Genomic DNA, 26,777 nt, shown 5'->3' on the forward strand with positions numbered 1-26,777 from the left:
GACCGTTACGGAATTCAGGCAACAGCAGCCGTAACCCCTGGTCCCACCCGATCGGACCAGGGGTTTTCCCTGCCTACTCGGCATCCGAACACCCGTCCTTTAGCGCTGGATTGTCCGTATTCGCCGACGGACGTGTAACAGCGGTTAGCGAGCGGATCGGGCACGGAAGCCTCCGGGTCATGAACCACAACACCCCGCTCTCCCCCCTCTCCCCCCGCCCGCTGCGCCACCTCTCCGAGGTGCAGCGCCGTGTCATGACGACCGCTCAGCTCAAGTCGCACGGGATCGCGCCCGCCGAGATGAGCGAGCAGTGCCGCCCCGGCGGCCCCTGGCAGCAGCTCCTCCCCGGCGTCTACCTCCTCCACCCCGGCCCGCCGACCAGCGAGGAGCGCCTGCACGCGGTGCTGATGTACGCGGCGCGGGAACGCACCCCCGCAGTACCCTCCCAGCCCGACGCGAGCAAGGGCCGTGCCGCCCCCGCCTACACCGACGCGATGATCACGGGCCTGGCGGCACTGACCCTGCACGGCTTCTCGGCGACCCCGCCCCTCACCGCCCTGGACACCATCGACGTTCTGGTCCCCCGTATGCGCCGGCTGCGCTCCACGGGCTGCGCCCGCATCCTGCGCACCGCCGCGCTCCCCACGCCCCAGCAGGTCACCGGCCTCCCGGTGGCGCCGGTCCCGCGCGCCCTGGCCGACGCGGTCGCCGAACTCACGGACGCGAGCGCCGTACGCCGCCTGCTGACCGAGGCCGTTCGCGCCGGGCACTGCGAACCGGCCTCGGTGGTACGGGAGCTGAACCAGGCGAAGCTCCTCTCCCGGCCCCATGTGGTGGACGCGGTGGACTCCCTGCTCGCCGAGGGCCGTGCGATCGCGGAGGACCGGCTGTACGCGATGGTCCACGAGTACGGCCTGCCCGACCCGGTCTGGAACGTGGACCTGCGCCTGCCGGGCGGCCCCCACCTGGGCGGCCTGGACGCGTACTGGCCGGAGCAGGCGGTGGCGGTGGAACTGGACACCCGCGCCCCGCGGCAGGACGAGGATGCCCTGTGGTCGGAGTACGCCCGCAAGCGCGAGCACCTGGAGCGGCTCGGCATCACGGTCGTGTACATCACGCCGAAGAAGCTCAGGGACGGGCTGGAGCAGCAGGCCGCCGTGGTCCGCACGGCCCTGATGGCGGCGGCGGACCGGGATCCGGCCGCGTATGTCGTGGTGCTGCCGCGGTAGTGACGGACCGCGAAGGCAGCACCAGGAGGGGAGAGGAGGGGCCGCCGGGCCTGAAGCCGGCGGCCCCTCCTCGTGTCGTCGGCCGGGAACAGGCCCTAGGTTGACCCGGATGAAATTCCGAGGCGTGTTACTGGTGCCGTTCCTGCTCCCGTTGGCCTGGGGCCTGATCACCGTGGCGAGTGGCAGGGCGGTCCCCGTCGCCCCGAAGTGCCCCGGCCTCCGGTGTGGCGTCCCGGGTCGCCTGGTGGCCGTCTCCGGCGGGTGCCGCCGCCAGCGCGGGGGCGGCGAGGCCCACCGACAGCGCCACCGCCGTCGCCGCCACCAGGGTCGTGCGTGCCGTGCGTACGGTCATGTCTTCTTCCCCCTTGTCGTCGTTCACTTCGAGCGCGGTCGGGGGTGGAGACTCTGGGGTTCGTGCTCAGGTTGAGACGCTTCGCACCGGTTGAGCCGGATTCGGACAACCGCGGCACGCCACGCTCACCTGCCGCAGAACTCGGCCTCCACCACCCCGTCGGCGTCCCCGGACCAGTCCCCGTTGAAGTTGAACGCCAGGGCGTGGCGCCCATCCGCCGTCGTCACCGCGTCCGTGTTCGAGCCGTGGATGCCCCCGTCGTGGCCCCAGACATGGACTCCGCAGCTCAGTGTGCGGTCGACGAGGCCGAGACCGTAGCCGTTCGTGCCCCTGGACCGGACCGTCGTCTTCATCTCCTCGAGCTGCTCGGGCGGGAGCAGCCTGCCGCGCAGCAGAGCGGTGTAGAAGCGGTTCAGGTCAGCCGAGCTGGAGATCATCTCGCCGGAGCCGTAGGCCAGCCGGGGGTTCAGCTCGGTGACGTCGTACGTCGGCCCCGTCGCCGTCCTGGCCAGCTTGGAGTAGGCCCGGCTGCTGGGCCGCGGCACCGTCACGCGGGTGCCCGGGACGGACGTGGCGGTCAGGTGCAGCGGCTTGATGATGCGCTCGCGGATCGCGTCGCCGTACGCACGCCCCGTGGCCTTCTCGATCACCCGGCCGGCCAGCGCGTAGTTGGTGTTGGAGTAGTGCCACGAGGTGCCCGGCGCGAAGTACGGCTCGTGGGTCATGGCGATGGCGATGAAGTACTCGGGTTCCTTCCGGTCGTAGCGGTGCTGAAGGAAGCCCTCGGCGGCCATGTACGTCTGTTGGAAGACCGGGTCCGCCAGATAGTCGTAGATGCCGCTGGTGTGGTTCAGGAGCCGGCGCAGGGTGATCCGGCTGCCGTCGTGGCCGTTGCCCCGGACCAGGCCCGGCAGCCACTCCTCCACCGTGTCGTCCAGCGACAGCTTCCCCTCCGCCTCCAGTTGGAGCAGCACCGTCGCCACGAAGGTCTTGGTGATGCTGGCGACCCGGTAGCGATCGTGCGGCGAGCGCGGCTTCCCCGTCTCCAGGTCGCCCACGCCCGCCGTCGCCGACCAACCGCGGCGGCCGTCCCGCACCGTGGCCGTGACGCCGGGCACGCCGTCGGCGACGGCTGCCTCCATGGCCCGGCGGGTGGCCTCGTGCCCGTCGCCGCCGCCGTCGGCCGACGCGACCGCCGGTGCCGCCAGGGCCAGCGACAGCGCGGTGGCCGTCACCGCTGCCATCGTCGTGCGTACCGTCATGTCTCCCCCATCGCGCATCTCGCTGTCTGCTCGATCGACGAGAACGACCCGGGGTGCGAGACGAAGGTTGAGGAGGTGTACGGCGGTTGAGTGGCTTTCAGCCCTTCTTCAGGACCAGCTCCGTGTTGCGGTCGCCCCGCTCGCCCGCGAGCTTCGTGCTGGCGCCGGGTGCGTTGAGGGACAGCTCGCGGTAGAGGGCGGCCAGGCCTGTCTGGGAGAGGTCCGTGAAGTCGGTGCGGTGCGGGGCCGAGGACTCGATCAGGGTGGTGAAGAGGGAGATCGTGCCGTCCTGGTTGTCCACCACCTCGATGATCCGGGCGAGTTGGGGGAAGTCGACGTGGGAGGCGGTGGAGATCTCCCAGAAGGCGTGCTTGCCGGAGGTGGAGTGGGGGGTGATGACGTTCCTGTGGATGTGGCCGTTCACCCAGGCCAGGACGTTGCGGTGGCTCGCGAGGAGCTGGACCAGCTCGGCTCCGCCGACGCGGCGCTCGTTCGGGCGGGCCGGGTCGCGGCGCAGGTTGTCCATCGAGCCGCTGGTGTGATGGCTGAAGACGATCGCGTACGCGTCCTTGTTGTCGCGCAGGGTCTTGTCCAGCCACTTGAACTGGGCCGCCCCGATGGACCCCACGTAGTGCCCGCCGGGGTCGGTGGTGTCGAGGCTGATGCCGATGACGTCGTCGGAGATGCGGAAGCTGTAGTACTGGGTGCCGGCGTCCAGGTTGGCCGTCGAGTAGCCGTGGCCGACCGGGCCGTGGCCGCGGTGGGCCGGGTTCAGGTGGGCCCGGACGTAGTCGCGAGGCGTGAACGGGGCGCGGCTCTCGTCCGGCGTGACCGAGCGCATCGAGCGGGCGTGGGCCTTGAGGAAGTCCTTGAAGACGGTGCCCCTCGGGTCCTTGTCCTGCTTGAGGGAGTCCTGGAGCTTCTTGGCGTCCGCGGCCGAGGCGTTCATGAGCTTCTTGCCGCCGACGGCCAGGTCGGTGAGGTAGGAGTCGCCGTGCGAGGCGTAGGTGCCGAGCGGCATCGCGTCGTGGTTGCCGACCGTCGAGTACCAGGGGATGTTCAGGCCGGGGCTGCGCACTTCGCGGATCGCGGCGGCCAGGAAGCCCTCGATGTGCGGGAAGCCGAGCCGCTTGTCGGCGTCGCGGACGCTGTCGTCGGCCTGCCAGTACAGCTTCAGGCCGCTGCTCTGGACGCCCTCGTACTGGCGCGGGTCACCGGTGTTGGGGGCGACCCGGCCGCCGCTCATCACCGTCAGGAACCACTCCAGCTCGGATTTGCAGTTGTTGTCCGTGTTGTCGCCGGTGGTCATGGCGAAGTGGAGCGGGGCGCCGGTGACGGGGGCGCCCCGCAGCGCGTTGATCCGCTCCACGAGCGCCACCGCACCGGGCACGGTCAGCGCCTCCTGCGGCCGCCAGGCGTGCACGTCCGTCGAGCGCAGGTACTCCAGGCGGAGTGGATGCTGGGTGTCGATCAGGTGCAGGTCGGTGAGCTGGACGAAGGCGGCCAGCGTCGTACGGCGGCTCTCGCGGCCCGACTTGGCGGCCGCCAGGTTCTCGCGGACGACGCGCTGCCAGCCGGGCCCGTCGCCGAGCCGGCGGTAGCCGCCGCTGCCCTGCGGGGTGGCGACGCCCGCGACGGTGGTGCCGCGGGTGTACGGGGCGAGCGCGACCGGCACCTTGCGGGAGGCGCCGACCGGGGCCTCGGCGGCAGCGGCGTCGGCCTTGGGGGCGGTCGTGGCGGCCTCACTCTCCGTGGGCCGCAGGGCGTAGCCGGCGCCCGCGGAGAGGGTCACCGCTCCGGTGGCGGCGAGCAGGGTACGGCGGTGGATCCCCAGCGCGGAGCCGGCGACAGAGCGTATGCGCGACATGGCGCGATCTCCCCGAGTGCGAACGCGTCGGCAGTGGTCGCGGGGCGGTCGCGGATGCGAACACCCCGCTCACTGAGGATCGTTGGCACCGGGGATGACCTGCGCATGAACAGGGCGGCAACGCGCAGCGCCGATCACCGTACGTGGATCTTGGACTACCTTCCGCGTCCACGGCCGCTCCTCGAACGGCCGGGGCGTGGTCACTCAGTGTTCATCTTCGGGGGTAGTGCAGCTTTTCCGGCCGGCGGTCGTTCCCGCCACAGCGCCAGTCCCTTGTCGACCATCGGGACGCGGGTCAGCCCGGTCACGTCGTCCAGGGGATGCCAGGCGGCCATGTCGGTGGAGCCGTTGGCCTCGTAGCGGAGGTCGCCGCCCACGATCCGGCCCTCGTAGACGAGCGCCACGCCATGATGGTCGACTCCCCGGCGGACGGGGCCCGGGATCAGGCGCCGGACGGAGTCGAGGCCCAGCAGCTCGGTGGGCTCGAAGCGGTAGCCGGTCTCCTCCTCGACCTCCCGCACGACCGTGTCGTACGGATCCTCGCCGTGCTCCATGCCGCCGCCGGGCAGCACCCACTCGAAGCCGCCGCCGGGTGCGGGGGAGCGGGCGAGGAGGAGTTGTCCGTCACGTACGCATATGGCGTAGGCCGCCACCCTCAAGTTCTTCCGCACATGGGGACGTTACCCAGGGACGTCCGCATAGGGATTTCCCCATCCTTCCATTTCGATTCGGTCAACTCTTCCCAAACAACCTTCCCTTGCACAAGGCTGTGCGATCGTCCGGGATCACATACCGGACGCCCTGATGCTCCTTTACCTGCAAGGGATGCCGATGACCCTCACCCCGCAGCGCGATCAGAAGCCGGGCGCGAGACGCACGGCCCGCATAGCCGTGGCCGCCGGTCTCGTCGCCGCGCTGTCCGCAGCCGGGCCGATACCCATGGCCCTGGCCGCGGACCCCGCGCCGGCCGCGACCGACCCGAGCGTGAAGTCCGCGCACGACAAGCTCGGTTCGGACGACGCCGATCTGCTCGCCGAAGCGAAGGCGGCCGGCGACAAGAACGTCACGATGATGGTCGCGACCGCGCCCGGCGCGACCGAGAAGGTCGCCGGGCAACTGGACGCGGTCGGCTCTGTGGGCCGTACCTACGACAAGCTCGGCTACGTCCGGGCCACCGTCCCCACCGGCAAGGCCGACAAGGCCATCGCCGCCGCCGCGAAGCTCTCCTCGGTGCACGGCATCGACCTGCGCGAGGAGATACCGCTGGACGACCCCACCGTCGACGCCAAGGGCACGAAGGGCGCGGCGACCGCCGCCACCTCGTACTCCGGCCCGAGCAAGAAGACTCCGGCCGAGAACCCGTACAACCCGTCCTTCGAGACGGGCGCCGTCGACTTCGTGAAGAAGAACCGGAAGGCCGACGGGCGCGGCATCACCATCGGCATCCTCGACAGCGGTGTGGACCTCGGGCACCCCGCGCTGCAGAAGACCACCACCGGTGAGCGGAAGATCGTCGACTGGGTCACCGCCACCGACCCGATAGTCGACAGCGACCGCACCTGGCGCCCGATGGTGACCTCCGTCTCCGGGCCCACCTTCACCTACGGCGGCAAGACCTGGACGGCGCCCGCGGGCTCGTACCAGGTGAGCACCTTCCTGGAGTCGTACACCACCGGCGGCGACGCGGCGGGCGACGCCAACCGCGACGGCGACAAGACCGACTCCTGGGGCGTCCTCTACGACGCCGCGAAGGGCACCGTCCGGGTCGACCTCAACAACAACCACGACTTCGGTGACGACACCCCGATGAAGCCGTACAAGGACGGCTTCCAGATCGGGTACTTCGGCACCGACGACCCGGCCACCGACGTCGCCGAGCGCCAGCCGTTCGTCGTGGAGATCCGCAAGGACGTCCCGATGGACCCGTTCGGCGGGGACTGGGTCGGCCAGAAGCGCGACTTCGTCAACATCGGCGTCATCGAGTCCGAGCACGGCACCCACGTCGCCGGCATCACCGCCGCCAACAGCCTGTTCGGCGGCAGGATGAACGGCGCCGCCCCCGGCGCGAAGATCGTCTCGTCGCGCGCCTGCACCTGGTCCGGCGGCTGCACCAACGTCGCCCTCACCGAGGGCATGATCGACCTCGTCGTCAACCGCGGCGTCGACATCGTCAACATGTCCATCGGCGGCCTGCCGGCGCTGAACGACGGCAACAACGCGCGCGCCGAGCTGTACACGCGGCTCATCGACACCTACGGCGTCCAGCTCGTCATCTCCGCCGGCAACTCCGGCCCCGGCGCCAACACCATCGGCGACCCGAGCCTGGCCGACAAGGTGATCTCGGTCGGCGCGACCGTCTCCAAGGAGACGTGGGCCGCCAACTACGGCTCCGTCGTGGAGAGGGACTACGCGATGATGCCGTTCTCCTCGCGCGGCCCGCGTGAGGACGGCGGCTTCACCCCGACGCTCTCCGCGCCGGGCGCCGCGATCAACACCATCCAGACCTGGCTGCCGGGCGCCCCGGTCGCCGAGGCGGGCTACTCCCTCCCGGCCGGCTACGGCATGCTCCAGGGCACCTCGATGGCGTCCCCGCAGGCCGCGGGCGCGTCCGCGCTGCTGCTGAGCGCCGCCAAGCAGAAGAAGATCGACCTCACCCCGGCGAAGCTGCGCACCGCGCTGACCTCGACGGCCGAACACATCAAGGGTGTCCAGGCGTACGAGGAGGGTGCCGGCCTCATCGATATCGAGGACGCCTGGGACTCGATCCGCGACGGCGCCACCGCCCACGAGTACACGGTGAAGGCGCCGGTCGACACCGCGATCGACCAGTTCCTGAAGACCCCCGGATACGGCACGGGTCTGTACGACCGTGAGGGCGGCCTGAAGGCGGGTCAGAAGAAGACGTACGAGGTCACCATCACCCGTACCTCCGGCCCGGACAAGGCGATCCGCCACGAGCTGGACCTGGAGAACAACAAGGCGCGCACCTTCCGGATCGTGGGCTCCGACGAGGTCAGGCTCCCGCTGAACAAGCCGGTGACCGTCAAGATCGAGGCCAGGTCGAAGCACGCGGGCATCAAGAGCGCGATCCTGGAGGTCGACGACCCGCGCACCGAGGGCGTCGACAAGCAGATCCTGTCGACGGTCGTGGTCTCCTCGCCGGTCGACCACACCTTCTCCGGCTCGGGCAAGGTCCAGCGCAACAGCACCCGTTCGTACTTCGTGACCGTCCCCGAGGGCGCGAAGACGCTGGAGGTCGCGATGAGCGGGCTGGCGAAGGGAAGCCAGACCCGGTTCATCGCCATCCACCCCTACGGCGTCCCGGCCGACTCGACCTCGACGATCAACTGCTACCCGAACTACTCCAACCCCTCCAGCGCCCCCTGCCGCCCCGACCTGCGCTCGTACGCCGACCCGCAGCCCGGCGTCTGGGAGATCGAGGTCGAGTCGCGCCGTACGTCGCCGCTGCTCGACAACCCGTACAAGCTGAACGTCACCGTCCTCGGCGCGGCCTTCGACCCGGAGACCGTGACCGTGCCCGAGGCCAAGGTCGGCACCCCGGCCGCCGCCTCCTGGCAGGTGACCAACAACTACGCCGCCATCGACGGCAAGCTCGCGGGCGGCCCGCTCGGCTCGTCGAAGACGGCGCGCCCGACCATCACCGAGGGCGTGACGCAGACCACCACGGTCGACGTGCCCGAGGGCGCCACCTCGCTCGACGTCGCCATCGGCAACGTCTCCGACGCGGCCGCCGACCTCGACCTGGTCGTCTACGACGCGGCCGGCACCGAGGTCGGCAGCTCCGCCGACGGTGACTCGGAGGAGGCGGTCAAGGTCGCGAACCCGGCCGCCGGGACGTACACCATCGAGGTCATCGGCTACGCGGTGCCGGCCGGTTCGACGGCGTACGACTACCTGGACGTGTTCTTCTCCCCCGCGCTCGGCACCGTCACGGTCGACGAGTCGCCGGTGAAGCTGGGCACGGGCGAGTCGGCCACGGTCTCCGGCAGCGTCACCGCGCTGGCGGCGGCGCCGGAGGGCCGTGAGTTCTTCGGCCAGGTCCAACTGCTCAACGCGCGCGGCACGGTCGCGGGCGTGGGCAGCGTGAAGATCGAGAAGGTCACGCCGTAGCCGGTTGAACTCTTCTCGGAGGGGCGGGCGTCCGTGCGGGCGCCCGCCCTTCGTCATGCGCAGGTGAGTTCGCGGGCCTCGGGCAGCGAGGCGGTGATCCAGGCCCGCTCGGGCGCGATGTTCTGTTCCCCGACCGCCCAGAAGTCGGGTTGGCGCTCGCCCTGCGGGATGCCGATGAGCACCGGGTCGCCCTCGCGCACGCCGGGGACGAGGTTCTCGTCCACCACGAAGGTCAGCTCCTCCTCGCCCTTGTCCGGCTTGTAGTAGCGGGTCATGTGCAGGGTGACACGCATCGACGTCGTACCGGGGAGCAGTTCGACGGAGGTGGCCCTCCCTTCGGCCACCAGTCGGGAACAGGCGAGGTAGCGGGGGCTGCCGAAGGCGGTACCGCCGCCGGACTCCTGCTGGGGAGAGGCGGCCTTGTCCGCGGTACTCGCCCCCTCGTCGGCGCCCGCGCCGCCCCCGGCCTGCGTCAGCAGCCAGCCCATGCCGGCCAGCACGGACGCGGCGGCGGCCACGGCGAGGCTCCCGAGGCCGACGGCGAAGAGGCGGCGCCGGGCGCGGGAGGGCCGTCGTACGGGGGCGGGCCGGGGCTCCGGGGCCGGTGGCGGCGGCGGTGGCTCGGCGAGCGCGTCGCCGATCAGCCCGAGCTGCTCCCGCAGCAGCGCCACGTCGGCCACGGCCGACCGGTGCTCGGCCAGCAGGGCGGCGTCCGCGCGGGCCTCCTCCGGCAGGGGTTCGCCGGTGATCGCGGCCATCAGCGCGTCGACGCCACGGCTTTCGTTCTCGGCGGTCACGTCACACCACCTCGTCCTCGTGCAGGCGGGCGCGCAGGGCCCGTACCGCGGTGTGCAGCCTGCTCTTGACCGTGCCCTCTGGGATGCCCAGCTCCTCGGCGATGTCCCGCACCGGGAGATCGCCGTAGAAACGCAGGACGAGGACCTGACGCTGGGCGTCGGGCAGCTCGTCCAGGCCCTGGGCGACGGCGAGGGAGAGCAGGCTGGTGTCCTCGCCGGAGGGGTGGGCCGCCGGTTGGCGCAGGGAGGCGAGCCGCTCGCCGAGCCGCTCCTGCCGCTTCTTCGCCCGGTGCCAGTCCATGGCGAGGTTGGAGGCGACGACCGCCGCCCACGCCGACACGTCCCGCGGCGCCTCGCGTCCGCTCGCGGCCCGCTCCAGCAGCCGCAGGCGGACCTGCTGTACCCCGTCCGGCAGGTCCGCCTGCGGCACCCCGCCGAGCGCGAGCACCGCCCGCACCCGACGCTCCTGGGCCGCGTCCAGCGGATCGTCCTCCTGGACACGGCGGGCCTTTCTGCGCAGCACAAGCCACCCCCTCACCGCGTTTCTTCTACGACGCCGCCGCGCGGGGAAACGTTCGGCGGAACCCCGGTGAATCGTCGCGAGTCGTACGTCACACCACCGCGCGGGGCAGCACAGCTTGCGGCCAGGGACCGCCGTAGGGTGAATTCCTCCAGCTCAGCGGGGGTGTGGGCGGAGTTCCGCAACCGGTGACAGCGACGACGTGTCCCAGACCTCGGGCATGGAGCGCAAAGAATTGGACAGGCGGACCCAGGTCGGCCGCATGATGGAAACGCCGCGGACACACACGAACACGTAGAAGGAGTCGCCGTGAGGGTCGGAATCGTCGGAGCCACCGGTCAGGTCGGCACGGTCATGCGCAGGATCCTCGCGGAGCGTGAGTTCCCGGTCACCGAGCTGCGCCTGTTCGCCTCGGCCCGTTCGGCGGGGACGGTCCTGGACGGCGTGACGGTGGAGGACGCCGCGACGGCCGACTACTCCGGCCTGGACATCGTGCTGTTCTCGGCGGGCGGCGCGACCTCGAAGGCGCTGGCGCCGAAGGTCGCCGCCCAGGGCCCCGTGGTGATCGACAACTCCTCGGCCTGGCGCCGCGACCCCGAGGTCCCGCTGGTCGTCTCCGAGGTGAACCCGCACGCGATCGCCGACCGCCCCAAGGGCATCATCGCCAACCCGAACTGCACCACGATGGCCGCGATGCCGGTGCTCAAGCCGCTGCACGCCGAGGCGGGGCTCCAGGCTCTCGTGGTCGCCACCTACCAGGCCGTCTCCGGCTCCGGTCTGGCCGGTGTGGACGAGCTGTTCGAGCAGGTCAAGAAGGTCGGCGACGACGCTCCGAAGCTGACGCACGACGGCTCGGCGGCGGAGTTCCCCGCGCCGAACAAGTACGTGGCGCCGATCGCGTACAACGTGCTGCCGATGGCCGGCTCGATCGTGGACGACGGTCTGAACGAGACCGACGAGGAGCAGAAGCTGCGCCACGAGTCCCGCAAGATCCTGGAGATCCCGGAGCTGCTGGTCTCCGGCACCTGCGTGCGCGTCCCGGTCTTCTCCGGCCACTCCCTCCAGATCAACGCCCGCTTCGACCGCCCGATCAGCGTGGAGCGCGCCAAGGAACTGCTGGCCGGCGCCCCCGGCGTGGCCCTCACCGACGTCCCGACCCCGCTCCAGGCGGCCGGCCAGGACCCGTCCTACGTCGGCCGCATCCGCACCGACGAGACGGTCGCCCACGGCCTCGCCCTGTTCGTCTCCAACGACAACCTCCGCAAGGGGGCTGCGCTGAACGCCGTGCAGATCGCGGAGCTGGTGGCGGCGGAGCTGAAGGGCTAACGGTCACCGCCCCTCAGCTCCTGCGCACCTCGTAGAGGAAACAGCCGTACTCGACGGCCCGGACGTGGACGAGTGCCACGGCCGGGTCGTCGAACGCGTTCCGGAACGCCTCGTCGTCGGGAGCGTCGACGAGCCGGCCGCCCAGGATGCGTCCGTCGGCGGAGTAGCGGCGGACGGTCCGGTGGGCGTTCGCGAAGGGGTGGCTGTCGCTGTCCCCGTCCGGCCCCGCGCACTCCTCGGCGTGGATGAAGACGGGGCCCTGTTCGTCGTAGGCACCGGGATCCACGCCGGTCTCGGCCGCCCAGCGGCGCAGGGGCGCGTACGACACGAGCGCGATCCGCTCCCTGGGCCCGCTCCGGCGCAGACAGCACCGCAGCGGCGCCCCGCCCTCCTCGTCGGTGAACGGGGACAGGGGGCGGCCCGCGTCGTCGGCGGTGCGCAGTTCCTTCAGGACCGGCGGTGCGATGGGGCGCGCGGTGTACGTCGTCATGTCCCCCACCCTCGCGCCCGCGGGACCGGACCGCCGGCGGGATCCGGACCTCGCGTCCGGCCCCGGTAGCCCGCGGTAGCCCCGCCCGGTAGAGGGGTATCCCCATGAGTTGCCCTCAAATCCCCGTGCGACGCCCCGCTCGTCGCCCGACCCCGATGTCCCGTGGAAGGATGGCCGAACCGACACATAACGAGGAGATGACCGCGTGCCTGGCACAAACCTGACTCGCGAAGAGGCGCAGCAGCGGGCGAAGCTGCTCACCGTTGACTCGTACGAGATCGATCTCGACCTCTCCGGCGCGCAAGAGGGCGGCACCTACCGGTCCGTGACCACGGTGCGCTTCGACGTCGCCGAGAACGGCGCCGACTCCTTCATCGACCTCGTGGCCCCGACCGTCCACGAGGTGACTCTCAACGGCGACTCGCTCGACGCGGACGAGGTCTTCAAGGACTCCCGGATCGCCCTGCCGGGCCTGCTGCAGGGCCGCAACGTGCTGCGGGTCGTCGCAGACTGCGCGTACACCAACACCGGTGAGGGCCTGCACCGCTTCGTCGACCCGGTCGACCAGCAGGCGTACCTGTACACCCAGTTCGAGGTGCCCGACGCCCGGCGCGTCTTCGCGTCCTTCGAGCAACCCGATCTGAAGGCCACCTTCCAGTTCACCGTGACGGCCCCGGAGGGCTGGACGGTCATCTCCAACTCGCCCACCCCGGAGCCCAAGGACAACGTCTGGTCCTTCGAGCCGACGCCGCGTATCTCGACGTACATCACGGCGCTCATCGTCGGCCCGTACCACTCCGTGCACAGCGTGTACGAGAAGGACGGCCAGTCCGTGCCGCTCGGCATCTACTGCCGTCCCTCGCTCGCCGAGTTCCTCGACTCGGACGCGATCTTCGAGGTGACCCGGCAGGGCTTCGACTGGTTCCAGGAGAAGTTCGACTACCCGTACCCGTTCAAGAAGTACGACCAGCTGTTCGTGCCGGAGTTCAACGCGGGCGCGATGGAGAACGCGGGCGCGGTGACCATCCGCGACCAGTACGTGTTCCGCTCGAAGGTGACGGACGCGGCGTACCTGGGGCGGGCCGAGACCATCCTGCACGAGCTGGCCCACATGTGGTTCGGCGACCTGGTCACCATGGAGTGGTGGAACGACCTGTGGCTGAACGAGTCGTTCGCCACCTACACCTCCATCGCCTGCCAGGCGCACGCCCCGGGGACGCGCTGGCCGCACGCCTGGACGACGTTCGCCAACCAGATGAAGACGTGGGCGTACCGCCAGGACCAGTTGCCGTCCACCCACCCGATCATGGCGGAGATCCGCGACCTGGACGACGTCCTGGTCAACTTCGACGGCATCACCTACGCCAAGGGAGCCTCCGTCCTCAAGCAGCTCGTGGCGTACGTCGGCATGGACGAGTTCTTCAGGGGTGTCCAGGCGTACTTCAAGCGCCACGCCTACGGCAACACGCGCCTGTCGGACCTGCTCGGCGCCCTGGAGGAGACCTCCGGCCGCGACCTGAAGACCTGGTCGAAGCTGTGGCTGGAGACGGCCGGCATCAACATCCTGCGCCCCGAGATCGAGACGGACGAGCGTGGGGTCATCACCTCCTTCGCGATCCGCCAGGAGGCCCCGGCGCTGCCGGCCGGCGCGAAGGGCGAGCCCACACTGCGCCCGCACCGCATCGCGGTGGGCCTGTACAACCTGGACGACGCTTCCGGAAAGCTGCTGCGCGACGAGCGCATCGAGCTGGACGTGGACGGCGAACTGACCACGGTGCCGCAGCTCGTCGGCAAGGGCCGCCCGGACGTGATCCTCCTCAACGACGACGACCTGTCGTACGCCAAGGTCCGCCTGGACGAGAAGTCCCTCGTCTTCGTCACCGAGCACCTCGGCGACTTCGAGGCCTCCCTCCCGCGGGCCCTGTGCTGGGCGTCGTCCTGGGACATGACCCGCGACGCGGAACTCGCCACCCGCGACTACGTCTCCCTGGTCCTGTCGGGCATCGGCAAGGAGTCCGACATCGGCGTCGTGCAGTCGCTGCACCGCCAGGTGAAGCTGGCGATCGAGCTGTACGCCGCCCCGGCCGCCCGCGAGGCCCTGCTGACCCGCTGGACGGACGCCACGCTGGCCCATCTGCGCGAGGCGGAGCCGGGCAGCGACCACCAGTTGGCCTGGGCGCGGGCCTTCGCGGCGACGGCCCGCACGCCGGAGCAGCTCGACCTCCTTCAGGCCCTGCTGGACGGCTCCGAGTCGATCGAGGGCCTGGCCGTCGACACGGAGCTGCGCTGGGCGTTCGTGCAGCGCCTCGCGGCGGTCGGCCGCTTCGAGGAGGCGGAGATCGCGGGCGAGTACGAGCGGGACAAGACGGCCGCCGGCGAGCGCCACGCAGCCACGGCCCGCGCCGCCCGCCCGACCCCGGAGGCCAAGGCCGAGGCCTGGTCGTCGGTCATCGACTCCGACAAGCTGCCGAACGCCGTCCAGGAGGCGGTGATCAGCGGTTTCGTCCAGACCGACCAGCGCGAGCTCCTGGCGCCCTACACCGACACCTTCTTCGAGGTCGTCAAGGGCATCTGGGACGCCCGCTCGCACGAGATCGCCCAGCAGATCGCGGTCGGCCTGTACCCGTCCCTGCAGGTCTCCGAGGAGACCCTGCGCAAGACGGACGCCTGGCTCGCCTCGGCCGAACCGAACGCGGCCCTGCGCCGACTCGTCTCCGAGTCGCGGGCGGGTGTGGAGCGGGCCCTCAGGGCCCAGGCGGCGGACACGGCGGCAGAGCGGTAACGGCCGTCGCGCGTACGTGAATGGGGGCGCCCGGTCTCAGACCGGGCGCCCCTGCTGTACGCGCAGAGCAAGCGATCACCCGAACCGGCACAGCCACCCTCAAGCAAGCCGCTCAGCAACAGCCCCCAGAGCCGACAGCACCCTCCCCACCGCAACCCGCGCCTCGCTCCCCCTCCGCACGGCCGCCACCACATGCCGAACCGGCCGATCCGCTCCCACTTCCCGCATGAGCACCCCGCCCCTCGACACCGCAGCCATCCGCGGCACCAGCGCCACCCCCATCCCCGCCTCCACCATCGCCAGAATCGCCGTCCAGCCCGCCGCCGAATGCCCCTGCCGAGGGCTGAACCCGGCCGCCTCGCACGCCCCGCGCGTGATGTCCGACCACGGCCCGCTCCCGCCGAAGATCCAGTCCTCCCCGGCGAGATCGGCCAGCTTCAGCCCTTCCGCGGCGGCCAGCGCGTGCCCCACAGGGAGGGCGACGTCCAGCGGGTCGGCCAGCAACGGCACCCGGGTGAACCGCGCGTCCCCCACCGCCGGCGCCTGTGCCGCGAGCGACAGGGCGAGGTCCACCTCCCCGCCGGCCAGCAGCTCGTACGCCTCCGCGGCCTCGGCCTCCCGCACCCGTACGACCACCCCGGGCGCCGTCTGCCTGAGCGCCCGCACGGCCGGTACGACCAGCGCGGGCACCGCCGTGGAGAAGGCCCCGACCCGGACCTCCCCGGCCTCGCCGTGCCGGTACGCCGCCAACTCCGCGTCCGCCCGCTCCAGTTGCTCGAACACGGCCTCGGCGTGCCGCAGCACCAGCCGCGCCGCGTCCGTCAGCCGCACCCGCCGCCCCTGCGCCTCCAGCAACGGCACCCCGACCTGCTTGGCGAGATTCGTGAGCTGCTGCGACACCGCCGACGGCGTCATCCGCAGCGCCTCGGCCGTAGCGGTCACGGTCCCCCGTTCCCGCAGCGTCCGCAGGATCTGCAGTTTCCGGATGTCCCAGTCGACCATGGCGGCAACCTACGTCACCGGCGCGCCGCCGCCCCCAGCACCACTCCCCCGAGGATCAGCGCCATGCACAGCGCCTGCGCCCAGCCGGTCGCCTCGCCGAGCACCGCCCAGGACAGCAGGGCCACGCACACCGGCTGGAGGTAGTAGACGATCCCGGCCCGGCTCGCCCCGACCAGCGCGATCGCCCGGTTCCAGGCGAAGAAGGCGAGGGCGGAGGAGGCGACCGAGACGTAGAGGATCGGCAGGACGGTGCCGGGCGTCGGGTCGAAGCCGCCCTGCATCGCCAGGCTCACGCCCTGCGCCGGCAGCAGCAGGACCGTACCGAGGAGGAAGGTGGTGAACAGGAAGGCCGTGCCGCCGAGTTCGGCGGGCCGTCGTCGCAGCAGACCGCTGTACGCCCCGAAGCAGCACGCCGCCGCCACCATCCACAGGTCCCCCGCGCCGAAACGGGTCCCGCCCGCCCCGCCTGCGATCAGCAGCACGACACCCCCACCGGCCACCAGCAGCCCCGTGACCCGACGCGCACCCAACCGCACCCCGCCCGCGCGCTCGAACACGGCCATCAGCACCGGCGAAGCGGCCATGATCATGCCCATGTTGGCGGCGGGTGTGGTCAACCCGGCCTGGTTGACGAGGGTGTTGTAGGCGGCGACGCCGAGCAGCGACGCGAGGACCACGAACCCGAGGTGACGGCGGATCGACTCCCGCTGCCGCCAAGCCTGCCGCGCACCGAACGGCGCCACCACGACCAGCGCCACCACCCACCTCCAGAACGCGTGCTGCACCGGCGGCACGCTGTCGTGCAGTGCGCGGGCGGTGACGAAGCTGCCGGACCAGACGACGGTCGCGAGGGCGGCGAGGGCGATCCCGAGGACGGGGACAGGGACGACGACGCGGACAGGTGCAGGCACGAAAGTCCTTTCGATGGACGGTGATGACAGCCCGTCCACCGTCGCAGCGAGCCATCTGTCGCGTCCATCGAAAGTTTTCGAGGATTCTCTTCAGGAAAACTGAAGGGTGAGCGCGGCCTCGATCCCCGCGGCGTCCGCGTCGTCCGCCGCCCAGGCCACGTATCCGTCGGGCCGCACCAGCACGGTCGTACGGCGGTCGCCCGCCCAGCGCTCCACGGTCAGCCACTCCTTGCGGGCACCCTGACCGTCGTACGCTCCGCTCGCGGCCTTCGGCGTGATCAGCACGAACCGGCCGCCGCGCAGCGCCTCGTACAGGCGGCCGCTCTCCAGGGCCACGTCCGGGACGCGGGTGCCGACGAGGCGGTGGGAGCCGCGCGGGGCGGGGTAGCGGTAGCCGATGCCCGAGATCTGGGCCAGAGCCTTCGCCTGGGCGGGCCGGGTCACGTTGACGAATGCAGAGACCAGGCCGCGTACGGCACGCAGTACGGGGCTCTGCGCCCGGGCCAGCCGGACCAGCCCGCCGCTGCTGCGCAGCACCGCCTTGCCGACCGGGTGGCGCTCGGCCTGGTAGGTGTCCAGCAGCCCTTCGGACGCCCGGCCCCCGAGGACCGCGGCGAGCTTCCAGCCGAGGTTGGCCGCGTCCTGGAGGCCGGTGTTCATGCCCTGACCGCCGGCCGGCGAGTGCACGTGCGCGGCGTCGCCGGCCAGGAAGACCCGGCCGGCCCGGTACCGCGGCACCTGGCGCTCGTCGCTGTGGAACCGCGAGAGCCAACGGGCGTCGTGCATGCCGTAGTCGGTGCCGAGGGCACGCCGGGTGACCTCCTTGACCTCGTCGAGGTCGAGCGGGGCGTCGTCGGGGACCTCGTGGCGGCGGTTCCAGCCCATGACGCGGTACCAGCCGTCGCCGAAGGAGGCGATCATCGCGAAGGCGTCGCCCGCGCCGTTGACGGTGAGCACGCTGTCCGGGCGCTCGGCGAGCCGGACGTCCGCCAGGAACAGGGAACGGATGACGGAGACGCCGGGGAAGGGCAGCCCTAGGGCCTCGCGCACGGCGCTGCGGTGGCCGTCGGTGCCGACGACGTAGGCCGCGCGGTGGGTGACGACCGCGCCGTCCGGGCCGCGCACGTCGAGGTCGACCCCGCCGTCGTCCTGCCGCAGACCGACGACCTCGCTCTCGAAGCGGAACTCCACCCCCGCCTCCCGCGCCCGCCGCTCCAGCAGCCGCTCGACCTCGTACTGCGGGGTGATGAGCAGGAACGGGAAGCGGGACGGCAACGTGCCCAGGTCTAGGGAGAGGCGACGGAAGAGGCGCAGCTCGGTGATGGTGCTGCCGGTGGCGAGCAGTTGGTCGGCGAGCCCGCGGGCGTCCAGTTGCTCCAGGGTGCGGGCGTGCACGCCGAAGGCGCGGGAGAGGTTGCTGATCTTGCGGGGGCGCTTCTCGACGAGGGTGACGGGGACGCCGGCGGCGGCGAGGTCACCGGCCAGGAGGAGGCCGGTGGGGCCGGAGCCTACGACGATCACGGGGCGGCTGGTGTTGGGGGTGGTGTTGGTGCTGGTGCCGTTCATGGTGGCCTCCTGGGTGCCAACACTTGTTGGCCAACGAATGTTGGTCAACGCTTGTTGGCAACAATAGAAGTCCGGGATCGAGGCGTCAACGCTTGTTGGCCTACGATTGTTTGCCCACACTTGTTGACCTACAGTTGTCGGCATGGACGAGAGCCGCCCCCAGCACCCACCCCGCCGCTCCGACGCCACCCGCACCGCGATCCTCGACGCGGCCCGCGAGCGCTTCGCGGCGGACGGATACGAGCGCGCGACCATCCGCGCCATCGCCAAGCACGCGAACATCGACCCGTCGATGGTGATGCGCTACTACGGCAACAAAGAGGGCCTGTTCGCGGCGGCCATGGCCATCGACCTGAAGCTGCCGGACCCGGGGTCGCTGAACCGGGACGAGGCCGGCCGGGCGCTCGTGACGCACTTCCTGGACATGTGGGAGGAGAGCGAGGTGCTCACGGCCCTGCTCAGGGCCGGCGCGACCAACCAGGCCGGCGCCGAGCGCATGCGGGGCATCTTCGCGGACCAGCTGCTGCCGCTGGCCCGCCGGGTGTGCCCGGACCCCGAGCAGGCCCCCGCGCGGGCCGCGCTGGCCTCGTCACAGTTGCTCGGGCTGGCCCTCACGCGCTACGTCCTGCGCTTCCCGCCCGCCGTGGCACTGGCCCCCGAGGAGGTCGTGGCATGGCTGGCACCCACGGTGCAGCGGTATCTGACCGCGCCGCACCCGGCCTGAGAACACGTCGAGGGCGCCGACCAGGTCGGCGCCCTCGACGAAAGGATGGGGCGGAAGAGCCTCGCTCAGGCCTTCGCCTTCACCTTGGCCTTCGGCCGGCGGTCCGTGGAGCGGTCCAGGACCATCACGAGGCCCGTGATGACCGCGAAGATCACGATCGGGGCAATGACGAACTGGGCCAGCGTCTCCATGACGCTCAGGCCCTGCCCGGGGTCGTCGCCGTCGTCCCGCGTGAGCGCGAGCGCGGGGGACGACATCAGCAGCATCATCAGCGTCGTACCGGCGGCCAGGGCGCCGGCGCGCAGGGCGTTCTTCTTGTCCACGGGGCCAAAAGTATCGAACGACGGGAAGGGCCGCGCGCCCGGGGTGCCGTCTGAGGCGCGGGCCGCCCCACCGGGCCCACCGTCACCCCCGCCGCGCAGCCCCTTCCCGCAGCACCTCCACCAGCCCCCACACCCGAGCCGTCCCCGCCAGTTCCTCCAGCGTCACCGGCCGCCCCTCCGCGTCGGCGATCGGCAGCCGCCAGTTCGGGTACTGGTCCCACGTCCCCGGCAGGTTCTGCGGCCGCCGGTCGCCGACGCCGTCCGGGAGCCAGACGCCGATCATGCGGGCCGGGGTGCGCAGCAGGAAGCGGTGGACGGCCTGGATCTCGGCCTCCTCCTCCGAGGCGCAGTGCCCGCCGTGCGAGCCCCGCAGCAGGCCGAGCCGGGACAGCAGCTCCAGCCACTCGCCCGTGTCGGCCGCGGCCTCGGCGCGCTCCTGTTCCAGGGGACGGGTCAACAGGCCGAGGCCGTCGCGGAGTTCGACGTGTTCGCCGGTGAGGCGGGCCGCGGTGGGCGGCAGGTCGTGGGTGGTGGCGGTGGCGAGGCAGTCGGCGCGCCAGGACTCCGGCGGCAGGGGGCGGCCGTCGCCGTCCCAGTCCCGTTCGAACCACAGCACCGAGGTGCCGAGCACGCCCCGTGAGCGCAGCGTCTCACGCACGCCCGGCTCCACCGTGCCGAGATCCTCCCCGATCACCACCGCCCCGGCCCGGGAGGCCTCCAGCACCAGGATGGCGAGCATGGCCTCGGCGTCGTAGCGGACGTACGCCCCCTGCGTCGGCGGCCGCCCCTGCGGCACCCACCACAGCCGGAACAGCCCCATGACATGGTCGATGCGCAGGGCGCCGGCGTACCGGCACAGCGCGCGCAACAGCCGCCGGTACGGCTCGTAGCCCGACTCGGCCAGCCGGTCCGGGCGCCAGGGCGGCAGCCCCCAGTCCTGGCCGCGCGCGTTGAAGGCGTCCGGCGGCGCGCCCACCGACATCCCGGCCGCGAAGTAGGCCTGCTGCGCCCAGGCGTCGGCGCCCCCGGGATGTACCCCGACCGCCAGGTCGTGCACGATCCCGACCGGCATCCCCGCCTCCCGCGCGACCCGCTGTGCGGCGGCGAGCTGGGCGTCGGTGAGCCAGGCGAGCCGGGAGTGGAAGTCGACCCGGTCCATCAACTCGCCGCGCGCGCGGGCCGTTTCGGGTGAGCGCGGGTCCCGCAACCCCTGGGGCCACCGCTGCCAGTCCGATCCGTGCACCTCGGCGAGCGCGCACCACGTGGCGTGGTCCTCCAGCGCGTCCCCCTCCCGCGCGAGGAAGTCGGCGTACGCCGCCCGCCGCCCCGGCCCGAGCGGCACCTCGCGCACCAGCTCCAGCGCCTCCCGCTTGGCCTGCCACACCGCGTCCCGGTCGATCAACTCCCCCTTGTCCAGCACCGCTTCGCGCAGCCGCCCGGCCCGCTCGCGCAGTGCCCGCACGCGCTCGTGGTCGTCAACATGCGCAAACTCGGGCACGTCCTCGACCCGCAGATGGACGGGGTCGGGGAAGCGGCGGGAGGACGGGCGGTAGGGGGAGGGATCGGTCGGGGCGCCGGGTACGGCCGCGTGCAACGGGTTGACCTGCACGAATCCGGCGCCGAGCGCGCGGCCGGCCCAGGTGGCGAGTTCGGCGAGGTCGCCGAGGTCGCCCATGCCCCAGGAGCGGCGGGACAGCAGGGAGTAGAGCTGGACGAGCAGGCCGTACGAGCGTGAGGTGGGCGTGGGCAGGCGGGTCGGGGCGACGACGAGATGGCTGGTCGCCGTACGGCCGTCCGGTGCGGTGGCCGTCAGCCGGTGGACGCCGAGCGGGAGTTGGCCGGCGTCGGTGCGCATCTCGCCCTGCTCGGTCTCGATGTGCAGCCGGGTGCCGGACGGCAGCGCGGCCAGCGCCTCGGGCTCGCTCCGGCCCCAGCACACCACCGTCGGCGGCAGCAGCCGCTCCCGCAGCTCGCGCTCGCGGGCGGCGAGCGCGGCACCGACGGCGGCGGGTGTGCTCGCGTCCACGTCGAGGGCGGCGAGGGCGAGGGTGAGCGCGGTGGCGGAGGCCGTGACCGTACGGTCCGCGGACGGCTGGTAGGAGGGGGCTACACCGTGCAGCTCGGCGAGCCGGCACAGATCGTCGGAGGGGAGGTTCTCGGAACCTTCGGGACCCTCGGCAGGGGCTTCGGCCGACCGCTGAGCTGTCATCTAGGGCCTCGTGGAGTCCATGTACATGTCCATGTCCATACCGGTGTCCATACCCAGATCCGTGCCGGTGTCGATGTCCATGTCCCAGACGGCCGTCTCGCTGGTCAACGGAGCGGCGTCGGCGAGCGGCGGCTCGCTGGTGAGGGGCTCGGCGTCCGGAAGGGGCGGCTCACTGGTGAGGGGGGCTTCGGCGCAGGCGCCCTCGGCGCTGAAGACGCAGTACTGCATCTCGTGGTCGAAGGGCGCCTCAGGTTTGGACAGGGCCGATGCTGTGGGCACGGGGGCCTCCTTGTCGGGTTCGTTAACGCGGGTTACCGCAGCCCTACCCAGCAGACGCGATGGCAGACGTACAGATGGCAACAAGGTGCCTCTCGTCACATTCCGCTCCTCGCGGTGAACGCTCCAGTGATCACTATTCACTCAGTACATGTACTCGGTGCATAATGCTCGGCATGAGCACCCGTCACATCCTGCTGGGCCTGCTCGCCCCGGGACCGAGCCACGGTTACGACCTCAAGCGACGCCACGACGAACGCTTCCCACAGGCCCGTCCGCTGGCCTACGGGCAGGTCTATACGACCTTGCAGCGGCTGGTCCGCGACGGGCTCGCGGAGGTCGACGGCATCGACTCGGACGGCGGGCCGGAGCGGACCGTGTACCGCTCGACGCCCGAGGGGACGCGCGAACTGGCCAGGTGGGCCGGGGAGATCGCGCCACCGGCGCCGTTCGTGACGAACGAGATCTTCGCCAAGGTCGTCGTGTCGATCCTGTCCGGCGGCGACCCCGCGGCCTATCTGCGCGCCCAGCGCACCGCCCATATGAACCGGATGCGGGAGCTCACGGCGGTCAAGACCGCGCCCGGCTGCGATCTCGCGACCGTGCTCTCGGCGGACTACGCCCTCAACCACCTCGACGCCGACCTCCGCTGGATGACCACCACGGCGGACCGGCTCACCACCCTGACCGCGGAGGTCGATGCAGTATGAGCAACCAAGGGGGGAGCCCGGTGCCGCTGCTGGCGGCCCGTGACCTCGTCAAGGCGCACGGCAGGACCGAGGCCCTGCGCGGCGCCTCGGTCGAGCTGGCACCGGGCGAGATCCTCGCCGTCACGGGCGCCAGCGGCAGCGGGAAGTCCACGCTGCTGCACTGCCTGGCCGGCATCGCCCGCCCGGACTCCGGCGCGGTGACGTACGCCGGGGAGCGACTGGACCAACTGCCCGAGCGGCGGCTGAGCGAGCTGCGGCGCACGGAGTTCGGCGTGGTCTTCCAGTTCGGGCAGCTCATTCCCGAGCTGACGGCGCTGGACAATGTCGCGCTGCCGCTGCTGCTCGCCGGTGCCCACCGGTCCAAGGCGCAGGCGGCGGCCGGTGAGTGGCTGGAGCGGTTCGGGGTGCGGGGGCAGGAGGAGCTGCGGCCGGGCGAGATGAGCGGCGGCCAGGCCCAGCGGGCGGCGCTGGCCCGCGCCCTGGTCACCGGCCCGAAGGTCGTCTTCGCGGACGAGCCGACCGGGGCGCTGGACTCCCTGGCGAGCGAGCAGGTGATGACGGCGCTGGCGCACACGGCCCGCGAGTCGGGCACGGCGGTCCTGCTGGTCACCCACGACGCGCAAGTAGCGGCGTACGCGGACCGGGAGGTGCGGCTGAGCGACGGGACCGTGGTGCCGCAGGGGGTGACGGCGTGAGCTCGCGGGACAAAAGGGTGCCGTACAAGCGGGATGAAAGGGTGCAGTTCAAAAGGGCGTACAGCGCCGCGTCGGCCGATCTCCGGCTGGCGTGGCTGCTCACCCGGGGGTCGGACCGCCGCGAGTGGTGGCGTGTGCTCCTCACCGCCGTCGGCGCGGCGCTGGCGACCGGGCTGGGGCTGGTGATCGCCGCGCTGCTGCCGCTGGAGGGCCAGTACAGCATGCCCGTGGGCGGCGGTCTGCTCGACCAGCCCGGTACCCGGATCGGCGTGATCGTCGCGCTGGCGCTGCTGCTGGTGCCGGTGCTCGGGTTCCTCGGCCAGTGCGCCCGGATCGGCGCCGTGCACCGGGACCGCAGGCTGGCCGCGCTGCGTCTGGCGGGGGCGACGCCCGCCCAGGTGCGGCGCATCGCGGCGTGGGAGTCGGGGCTGGCGTGTCTGGCGGGTTCGGGGACGGCCACGGTGTTCTCGGTGCTGACCCTGCTGCGGCTGTGGCGCAGCCCCGACCCCCTGGCCTGGGCGGGCATCGCCGTGGTCGCCGCCGGGGTGCCGCTGCTGGGCGCGGCCGTGAGCGCGCTGGCGCTGCGCCGGGTGGTGGCCTCGCCGCTGGGGTGGATACGGCGGGTGCGGCCGGCCGAGGGTCCGGGGCGGATGTTCCGGGTGGCGACCGGGGCGCTGGCGCTGGTGCTGGTGTACATCCTGACCACCCGCTTCCACGAGACCCCCTTCGAGTTCGCGCTCGCCCCGTTCACCGTGCTCGCCGTGTGCCTGCTGATCGGCGCGGTGGCGGTGTGGATGACCGGGGTCTCCTCCCGCCGCCTGGGCGAGCGGCTCACGGCCCGCGCCAAGAGCCCGGCGGTACTGATCGCGGCGGGACGGCTGCGTGACGACCCGTGGGCGGCGGCCCGTACGCACGCCGCGGTGCTGCTGGTGACGGTCGTGGCGGCGGCCTTCATGGGCATACGGCAGGCGATGCTGTCGACCCTGCAGGCCCACCACGAGCAGCTCGCCGAAGACGTCGCCTACTACGAGAACGGCCTGGACCTGACCGGCGCCGCGATCCTCGTCGCCCTCGCGCTCGTCCTGACCGCGCTCGCCGTCGGCACCGCCGAGTCCGTCGCCACCCGGCGCCGGGGCCTGGCCGCCCAGACGGCGGCCGGGGTGCCGTACGCGGTGCTCGCCAGAGCCACCCTGCTGGAGACCGCGCTGCCGCTGGCCCCCGCGGTCGCGGTGGCGGGCCTCGGCGGCATGACGATCGGCGTCTGGTACGCCTCGCTCACCGTCGAGGGGGCGACACTCGGCCTCCCGATCGCCGTGCTGCTGGTGACGGTCGCCGTGTACGCGGCCTGTCTGCTGGCCGCGGCCACCTCACTGCCGCTGCTGCGGCGGTCGGTGCGGCCGGCGGAGCTGCGGTACACGTGATCACGGGCACCGCGTGATCGTCCGACCCCGGGGGTACGGGGGACCCCCGGGGCCGGATCGCACACTCCCCGAGTATGCGAAGACCCGGATCGTCAGGCGGAAATGCCGTCGATCCGGGCCATGGCGTCGTCCGCGCCGAACGGCTGCAAGTACGGCAGCCAGCGCGGATCCCTATGCCCGGTGCCGATGATGCGCCAGGCGAGACCGGTGGGTGGAGCGGGTTTGTGGCGCAGCCGCCAGCCGATCTCGACCAGATGTCGGTCGGCCTTCACGTGGTTGCAGCGGCGGCAGGACGCCACCACGTTGTCCCAGACGTGCTTGCCCCCGCGGCTGCGCGGGATGACGTGGTCGACGCTGGTTGCGACGCCACCGCAGTACATGCACCGGCCCCCGTCGCGCGCGAAGAGCGCCCTGCGGGTAAGAGGAACGGGTCCCCGATAGGGAACCCGGACGAATCGCTTGAGCCGGACCACGCTGGGTGCGGGGACTGTGACGGTTGCGCTGTGCATGAAGGCGCCGGACTCCTCGAGGCATACGGCCTTGTTCTCGAGGACGAGGACGAGCGCGCGGCGGAGCGGTACGACGCCGAGTGGCTCGTACGACGCGTTGAGGACCAGGACATGCGGCACGGATGCCTCCTTGGGCGTCGGCGGCGCGTGGCTCGCGCCGGGACGATCTGTAGTCAGTCTCCCCTCTTGCCTGGTGAAAGCGCCACCATGTCCCGGTAACGGGCTGGGAGTGTTTTCGACCACATCTGATTCATCCCCCGGACGGGCAACGGTTCATCCCACCAGTTCACCCCCGGGTGGGCACAGTTCCTCCCTCGAACATCGCGGCGATCCACACACGATGCCCCGATAGTGTGGTGGGCCTGCCCCGCCGGTGACCTTTTCGTGACCTTGACCATCGACCGGTGGGGCGGGCCGCTGCACTGGAGGTACCTGCCGTGTCCCTGTCCGCCTTCCTACTGGCCGCCGGTTCGACGCCGTCGCCGTCTCCCTCGGAGACGCAGACCCCGGCGGTGCCCTCGATCCAGGAGGCCCAGGAGAGCGCGACCCAGGCCGCGAGCTGGGTCGAGCAGAACTGGGCGACCTGGCTCGCGATCGGCCTGCGGGTCCTGCTGATCCTGGTGATAGCGGCCGTGCTGAGAGTGGCGGTGCGGCGGGCGATCACCAAGCTCATAGACCGGATGAACCGCACCGCACAGGCGGTGGACGGCACGGCCCTCGGCGGCCTGCTGGTCAACGTCGAGCGCCGTCGCCAGCGCTCGCAGGCGATCGGCTCGGTCCTGCGCTCCGTGGCCAGCTTCCTGATCATGGGCACGGCGGCCCTGATGGTCCTGTCCACCTTCGAGATCAACCTGGCCCCGCTGCTGGCCTCCGCCGGTGTCGCGGGCGTGGCCATCGGCTTCGGCGCCCGCAACCTGGTCACCGACTTCCTCTCCGGGGTCTTCATGATCCTGGAGGACCAGTACGGCGTCGGCGACTCGATCGACGCGGGCGTGGCCTCCGGCGAGGTCATCGAGGTCGGCCTGCGCGTGACCAAGCTGCGCGGCGAGAACGGGGCGATCTGGTACGTCCGCAACGGCGAGGTCAAGCGCATCGGCAACCTCTCGCAGGGCTGGTCGACGGCCCATGTGGAGGTGACGCTGCGCCCCGAGGAGGACCTGGTGCGGGTCAAGGCGCTGCTCACCGAGGCGGGCGAGACGATGGCCAAGGAAGAGCCGTGGAACGAGATGCTGTGGGGGCCGGTCGAGGTGCTCGGCCTGGACAGCGTCCTGCAGGACTCGATGGTGCTGCACGTCGCCGCGAAGACCATGCCGGGCAAGGCCCTGGGCATCGAACGCGAACTGCGCTGGCGCCTCAAGCAGGCCCTCGACGCGGCCGACATCCCCATCATCGGCGGCCCCGCCCTCCCGGCGGACGACGCGGCCACTCCGGACCCGACAGCGGGCGTGTCCGCTCCGTCGGCGTACTCCAACCCCATGTCGCCGGAGTCCCGGGCGGCCACCCCGCTGTCGCCGCCGAGCGTGACGAAGTGACGAAGTAGGGGCGCGGGCGACGCCCGTCGGCGCTCGTCGTCGCCGTACAGCCGATGGTTGTGCGGACCGTGATCCGCGGTTGTTTGATCCCTCTCTGTCCGGCTGGCTTGGATGGCACGCGGGTCCCGGGCTGCGTCTGGGGC

The 26,777-nt window shown here is 71.7% G+C and carries 23 protein-coding genes; 9 read left to right on the forward strand and 14 right to left on the reverse strand.

Annotation, left to right across the window (positions count from 1 at the left end):
- Positions 1-179 precede the first annotated feature (179 nt).
- Complete coding sequence (locus tag ACP4J3_RS14470; RefSeq protein ID WP_426534182.1) at positions 180-1,229, forward strand: hypothetical protein; 1,050 nt, start codon at positions 180-182, stop codon at positions 1,227-1,229.
- A 127-nt stretch (positions 1,230-1,356) separates the two neighbouring features.
- Here ACP4J3_RS14470 and ACP4J3_RS14475 read toward each other — a convergent pair whose 3' ends face one another.
- The 4 genes from ACP4J3_RS14475 to ACP4J3_RS14490 form a co-directional block, all read right to left on the reverse strand.
- The gene (locus tag ACP4J3_RS14475) at positions 1,357-1,581 is read right to left on the reverse strand and encodes a hypothetical protein (protein ID WP_426534184.1); all 225 of its coding nucleotides are present in this window, start codon (positions 1,579-1,581) and stop codon (positions 1,357-1,359) included.
- A 125-nt stretch (positions 1,582-1,706) separates the two neighbouring features.
- Positions 1,707-2,843: a serine hydrolase domain-containing protein gene (locus ACP4J3_RS14480; protein WP_426534186.1), complete on the reverse strand. Its 1,137-nt coding sequence runs from the start codon at positions 2,841-2,843 to the stop codon at positions 1,707-1,709.
- 97 nt (positions 2,844-2,940) lie between these two features.
- Positions 2,941-4,710, reverse strand: a complete 1,770-nt coding sequence (locus tag ACP4J3_RS14485) for a TIGR03767 family metallophosphoesterase (RefSeq protein ID WP_426534188.1) — start codon at positions 4,708-4,710, stop codon at positions 2,941-2,943.
- A 200-nt stretch (positions 4,711-4,910) separates the two neighbouring features.
- On the reverse strand, positions 4,911-5,381 hold the full coding sequence (locus ACP4J3_RS14490) for an NUDIX hydrolase (RefSeq protein WP_426534190.1): 471 nt from the start codon (positions 5,379-5,381) through the stop codon (positions 4,911-4,913).
- 160 nt (positions 5,382-5,541) lie between these two features.
- On the opposite strand from ACP4J3_RS14490, the gene ACP4J3_RS14495 reads away from it, so the two are divergent.
- Positions 5,542-8,841, forward strand: a complete 3,300-nt coding sequence (locus ACP4J3_RS14495; RefSeq protein WP_426534192.1) for a S8 family serine peptidase — start codon at positions 5,542-5,544, stop codon at positions 8,839-8,841.
- A gap of 53 nt (positions 8,842-8,894) precedes the next feature.
- Here the strand turns inward: ACP4J3_RS14495 and ACP4J3_RS14500 are convergent, their stop codons facing one another.
- Both ACP4J3_RS14500 and ACP4J3_RS14505 read right to left on the reverse strand, forming a co-directional pair.
- On the reverse strand, positions 8,895-9,638 hold the full coding sequence (locus ACP4J3_RS14500) for a hypothetical protein (RefSeq protein ID WP_426534194.1): 744 nt from the start codon (positions 9,636-9,638) through the stop codon (positions 8,895-8,897).
- Between the two features lies 1 nt (position 9,639).
- The gene (locus ACP4J3_RS14505; protein WP_426534196.1) at positions 9,640-10,161 is read right to left on the reverse strand and encodes an RNA polymerase sigma factor; all 522 of its coding nucleotides are present in this window, start codon (positions 10,159-10,161) and stop codon (positions 9,640-9,642) included.
- A gap of 306 nt (positions 10,162-10,467) precedes the next feature.
- Between ACP4J3_RS14505 and ACP4J3_RS14510 the strand changes: the two genes are divergently transcribed.
- The gene (locus ACP4J3_RS14510) at positions 10,468-11,484 is read left to right on the forward strand and encodes an aspartate-semialdehyde dehydrogenase (protein ID WP_426534198.1); all 1,017 of its coding nucleotides are present in this window, start codon (positions 10,468-10,470) and stop codon (positions 11,482-11,484) included.
- Between the two features lie 13 nt (positions 11,485-11,497).
- Here the strand turns inward: ACP4J3_RS14510 and ACP4J3_RS14515 are convergent, their stop codons facing one another.
- On the reverse strand, positions 11,498-11,974 hold the full coding sequence (locus ACP4J3_RS14515; RefSeq protein ID WP_426534200.1) for a DUF1203 domain-containing protein: 477 nt from the start codon (positions 11,972-11,974) through the stop codon (positions 11,498-11,500).
- A 205-nt stretch (positions 11,975-12,179) separates the two neighbouring features.
- Between ACP4J3_RS14515 and pepN the strand changes: the two genes are divergently transcribed.
- Positions 12,180-14,756, forward strand: a complete 2,577-nt coding sequence (pepN, locus tag ACP4J3_RS14520) for an aminopeptidase N (RefSeq protein WP_426534202.1) — start codon at positions 12,180-12,182, stop codon at positions 14,754-14,756.
- A gap of 99 nt (positions 14,757-14,855) precedes the next feature.
- On the opposite strand, the gene ACP4J3_RS14525 is transcribed toward pepN, so the two are convergent.
- The 3 genes from ACP4J3_RS14525 to ACP4J3_RS14535 all read right to left on the reverse strand — a co-directional run bounded on the left by ACP4J3_RS14525 (position 14,856) and on the right by ACP4J3_RS14535 (position 18,235).
- A complete protein-coding gene (locus ACP4J3_RS14525; RefSeq protein WP_426534204.1) occupies positions 14,856-15,758 on the reverse strand; it encodes a LysR family transcriptional regulator in 903 nt (300 codons plus the stop codon).
- A 14-nt stretch (positions 15,759-15,772) separates the two neighbouring features.
- Positions 15,773-16,669, reverse strand: a complete 897-nt coding sequence (locus tag ACP4J3_RS14530) for a DMT family transporter (protein WP_426534206.1) — start codon at positions 16,667-16,669, stop codon at positions 15,773-15,775.
- A gap of 90 nt (positions 16,670-16,759) precedes the next feature.
- Positions 16,760-18,235, reverse strand: coding sequence for an FAD-dependent monooxygenase (locus tag ACP4J3_RS14535; protein WP_426534208.1), 1,476 nt, complete (start codon positions 18,233-18,235; stop codon positions 16,760-16,762).
- 142 nt (positions 18,236-18,377) lie between these two features.
- Here ACP4J3_RS14535 and ACP4J3_RS14540 point away from each other — a divergent pair, with 142 nt between their 5' ends.
- Positions 18,378-18,959: a TetR family transcriptional regulator gene (locus ACP4J3_RS14540; RefSeq protein ID WP_426534210.1), complete on the forward strand. Its 582-nt coding sequence runs from the start codon at positions 18,378-18,380 to the stop codon at positions 18,957-18,959.
- A gap of 65 nt (positions 18,960-19,024) precedes the next feature.
- On the opposite strand, the gene ACP4J3_RS14545 is transcribed toward ACP4J3_RS14540, so the two are convergent.
- From ACP4J3_RS14545 to ACP4J3_RS14555, 3 genes are all read right to left on the reverse strand, one after another.
- Entirely contained in the window at positions 19,025-19,282 is a 258-nt protein-coding gene (locus ACP4J3_RS14545; protein WP_426534212.1) for a hypothetical protein, read from the reverse strand.
- An 82-nt stretch (positions 19,283-19,364) separates the two neighbouring features.
- Positions 19,365-21,491 (reverse strand): 4-alpha-glucanotransferase, encoded by a 2,127-nt coding sequence (gene malQ / locus ACP4J3_RS14550; protein WP_426534214.1) that lies wholly within the window; start codon positions 21,489-21,491, stop codon positions 19,365-19,367.
- Complete coding sequence (locus tag ACP4J3_RS14555) at positions 21,492-21,770, reverse strand: hypothetical protein (protein ID WP_426534216.1); 279 nt, start codon at positions 21,768-21,770, stop codon at positions 21,492-21,494.
- 173 nt (positions 21,771-21,943) lie between these two features.
- Between ACP4J3_RS14555 and ACP4J3_RS14560 the strand changes: the two genes are divergently transcribed.
- The 3 genes from ACP4J3_RS14560 to ACP4J3_RS14570 are packed head-to-tail and all read left to right on the forward strand — an operon-like array spanning position 21,944 to position 24,593.
- A complete protein-coding gene (locus ACP4J3_RS14560; RefSeq protein ID WP_426534218.1) occupies positions 21,944-22,477 on the forward strand; it encodes a PadR family transcriptional regulator in 534 nt (177 codons plus the stop codon).
- Positions 22,474-23,172, forward strand: a complete 699-nt coding sequence (locus ACP4J3_RS14565; protein ID WP_426534220.1) for an ABC transporter ATP-binding protein — start codon at positions 22,474-22,476, stop codon at positions 23,170-23,172. Before ACP4J3_RS14560 ends, ACP4J3_RS14565 begins: the two co-directional genes overlap by 4 nt.
- Before the next feature lie 41 nt (positions 23,173-23,213).
- Positions 23,214-24,593, forward strand: a complete 1,380-nt coding sequence (locus ACP4J3_RS14570) for an ABC transporter permease (protein WP_426534435.1) — start codon at positions 23,214-23,216, stop codon at positions 24,591-24,593.
- A gap of 92 nt (positions 24,594-24,685) precedes the next feature.
- Here ACP4J3_RS14570 and ACP4J3_RS14575 read toward each other — a convergent pair whose 3' ends face one another.
- Positions 24,686-25,222: an HNH endonuclease gene (locus tag ACP4J3_RS14575; protein WP_194045963.1), complete on the reverse strand. Its 537-nt coding sequence runs from the start codon at positions 25,220-25,222 to the stop codon at positions 24,686-24,688.
- Between the two features lie 317 nt (positions 25,223-25,539).
- Here ACP4J3_RS14575 and ACP4J3_RS14580 point away from each other — a divergent pair, with 317 nt between their 5' ends.
- Positions 25,540-26,634 (forward strand): mechanosensitive ion channel family protein, encoded by a 1,095-nt coding sequence (locus ACP4J3_RS14580; RefSeq protein WP_426534222.1) that lies wholly within the window; start codon positions 25,540-25,542, stop codon positions 26,632-26,634.
- The last annotated feature ends 143 nt before the right edge of the window (positions 26,635-26,777 follow it).

This window comes from Streptomyces sp. UG1 (assembly GCF_049974585.1).
GTDB lineage: Bacteria > Actinomycetota > Actinomycetes > Streptomycetales > Streptomycetaceae > Streptomyces.

Bases quoted from the DNA above. Each gene is read 5' to 3' on its own strand.
- ACP4J3_RS14560 (WP_426534218.1), top strand. From the start codon at position 21,944: ATGAGCACCCGTCACATCCTGCTGGGCCTGCTCGCCCCGGGACCGAGC.
- malQ (WP_426534214.1), bottom strand. From the start codon at position 21,491: ATGACAGCTCAGCGGTCGGCCGAAGCCCCTGCCGAGGGTCCCGAAGGT.
- ACP4J3_RS14495 (WP_426534192.1), top strand. From the start codon at position 5,542: ATGACCCTCACCCCGCAGCGCGATCAGAAGCCGGGCGCGAGACGCACG.
- ACP4J3_RS14535 (WP_426534208.1), bottom strand. From the start codon at position 18,235: ATGAACGGCACCAGCACCAACACCACCCCCAACACCAGCCGCCCCGTG.
- ACP4J3_RS14485 (WP_426534188.1), bottom strand. From the start codon at position 4,710: ATGTCGCGCATACGCTCTGTCGCCGGCTCCGCGCTGGGGATCCACCGC.
- ACP4J3_RS14475 (WP_426534184.1), bottom strand. From the start codon at position 1,581: ATGACCGTACGCACGGCACGCACGACCCTGGTGGCGGCGACGGCGGTG.
- ACP4J3_RS14480 (WP_426534186.1), bottom strand. From the start codon at position 2,843: ATGACGGTACGCACGACGATGGCAGCGGTGACGGCCACCGCGCTGTCG.
- ACP4J3_RS14565 (WP_426534220.1), top strand. From the start codon at position 22,474: ATGAGCAACCAAGGGGGGAGCCCGGTGCCGCTGCTGGCGGCCCGTGAC.
- ACP4J3_RS14525 (WP_426534204.1), bottom strand. From the start codon at position 15,758: ATGGTCGACTGGGACATCCGGAAACTGCAGATCCTGCGGACGCTGCGG.
- ACP4J3_RS14540 (WP_426534210.1), top strand. From the start codon at position 18,378: ATGGACGAGAGCCGCCCCCAGCACCCACCCCGCCGCTCCGACGCCACC.
- ACP4J3_RS14470 (WP_426534182.1), top strand. From the start codon at position 180: ATGAACCACAACACCCCGCTCTCCCCCCTCTCCCCCCGCCCGCTGCGC.
- ACP4J3_RS14515 (WP_426534200.1), bottom strand. From the start codon at position 11,974: ATGACGACGTACACCGCGCGCCCCATCGCACCGCCGGTCCTGAAGGAA.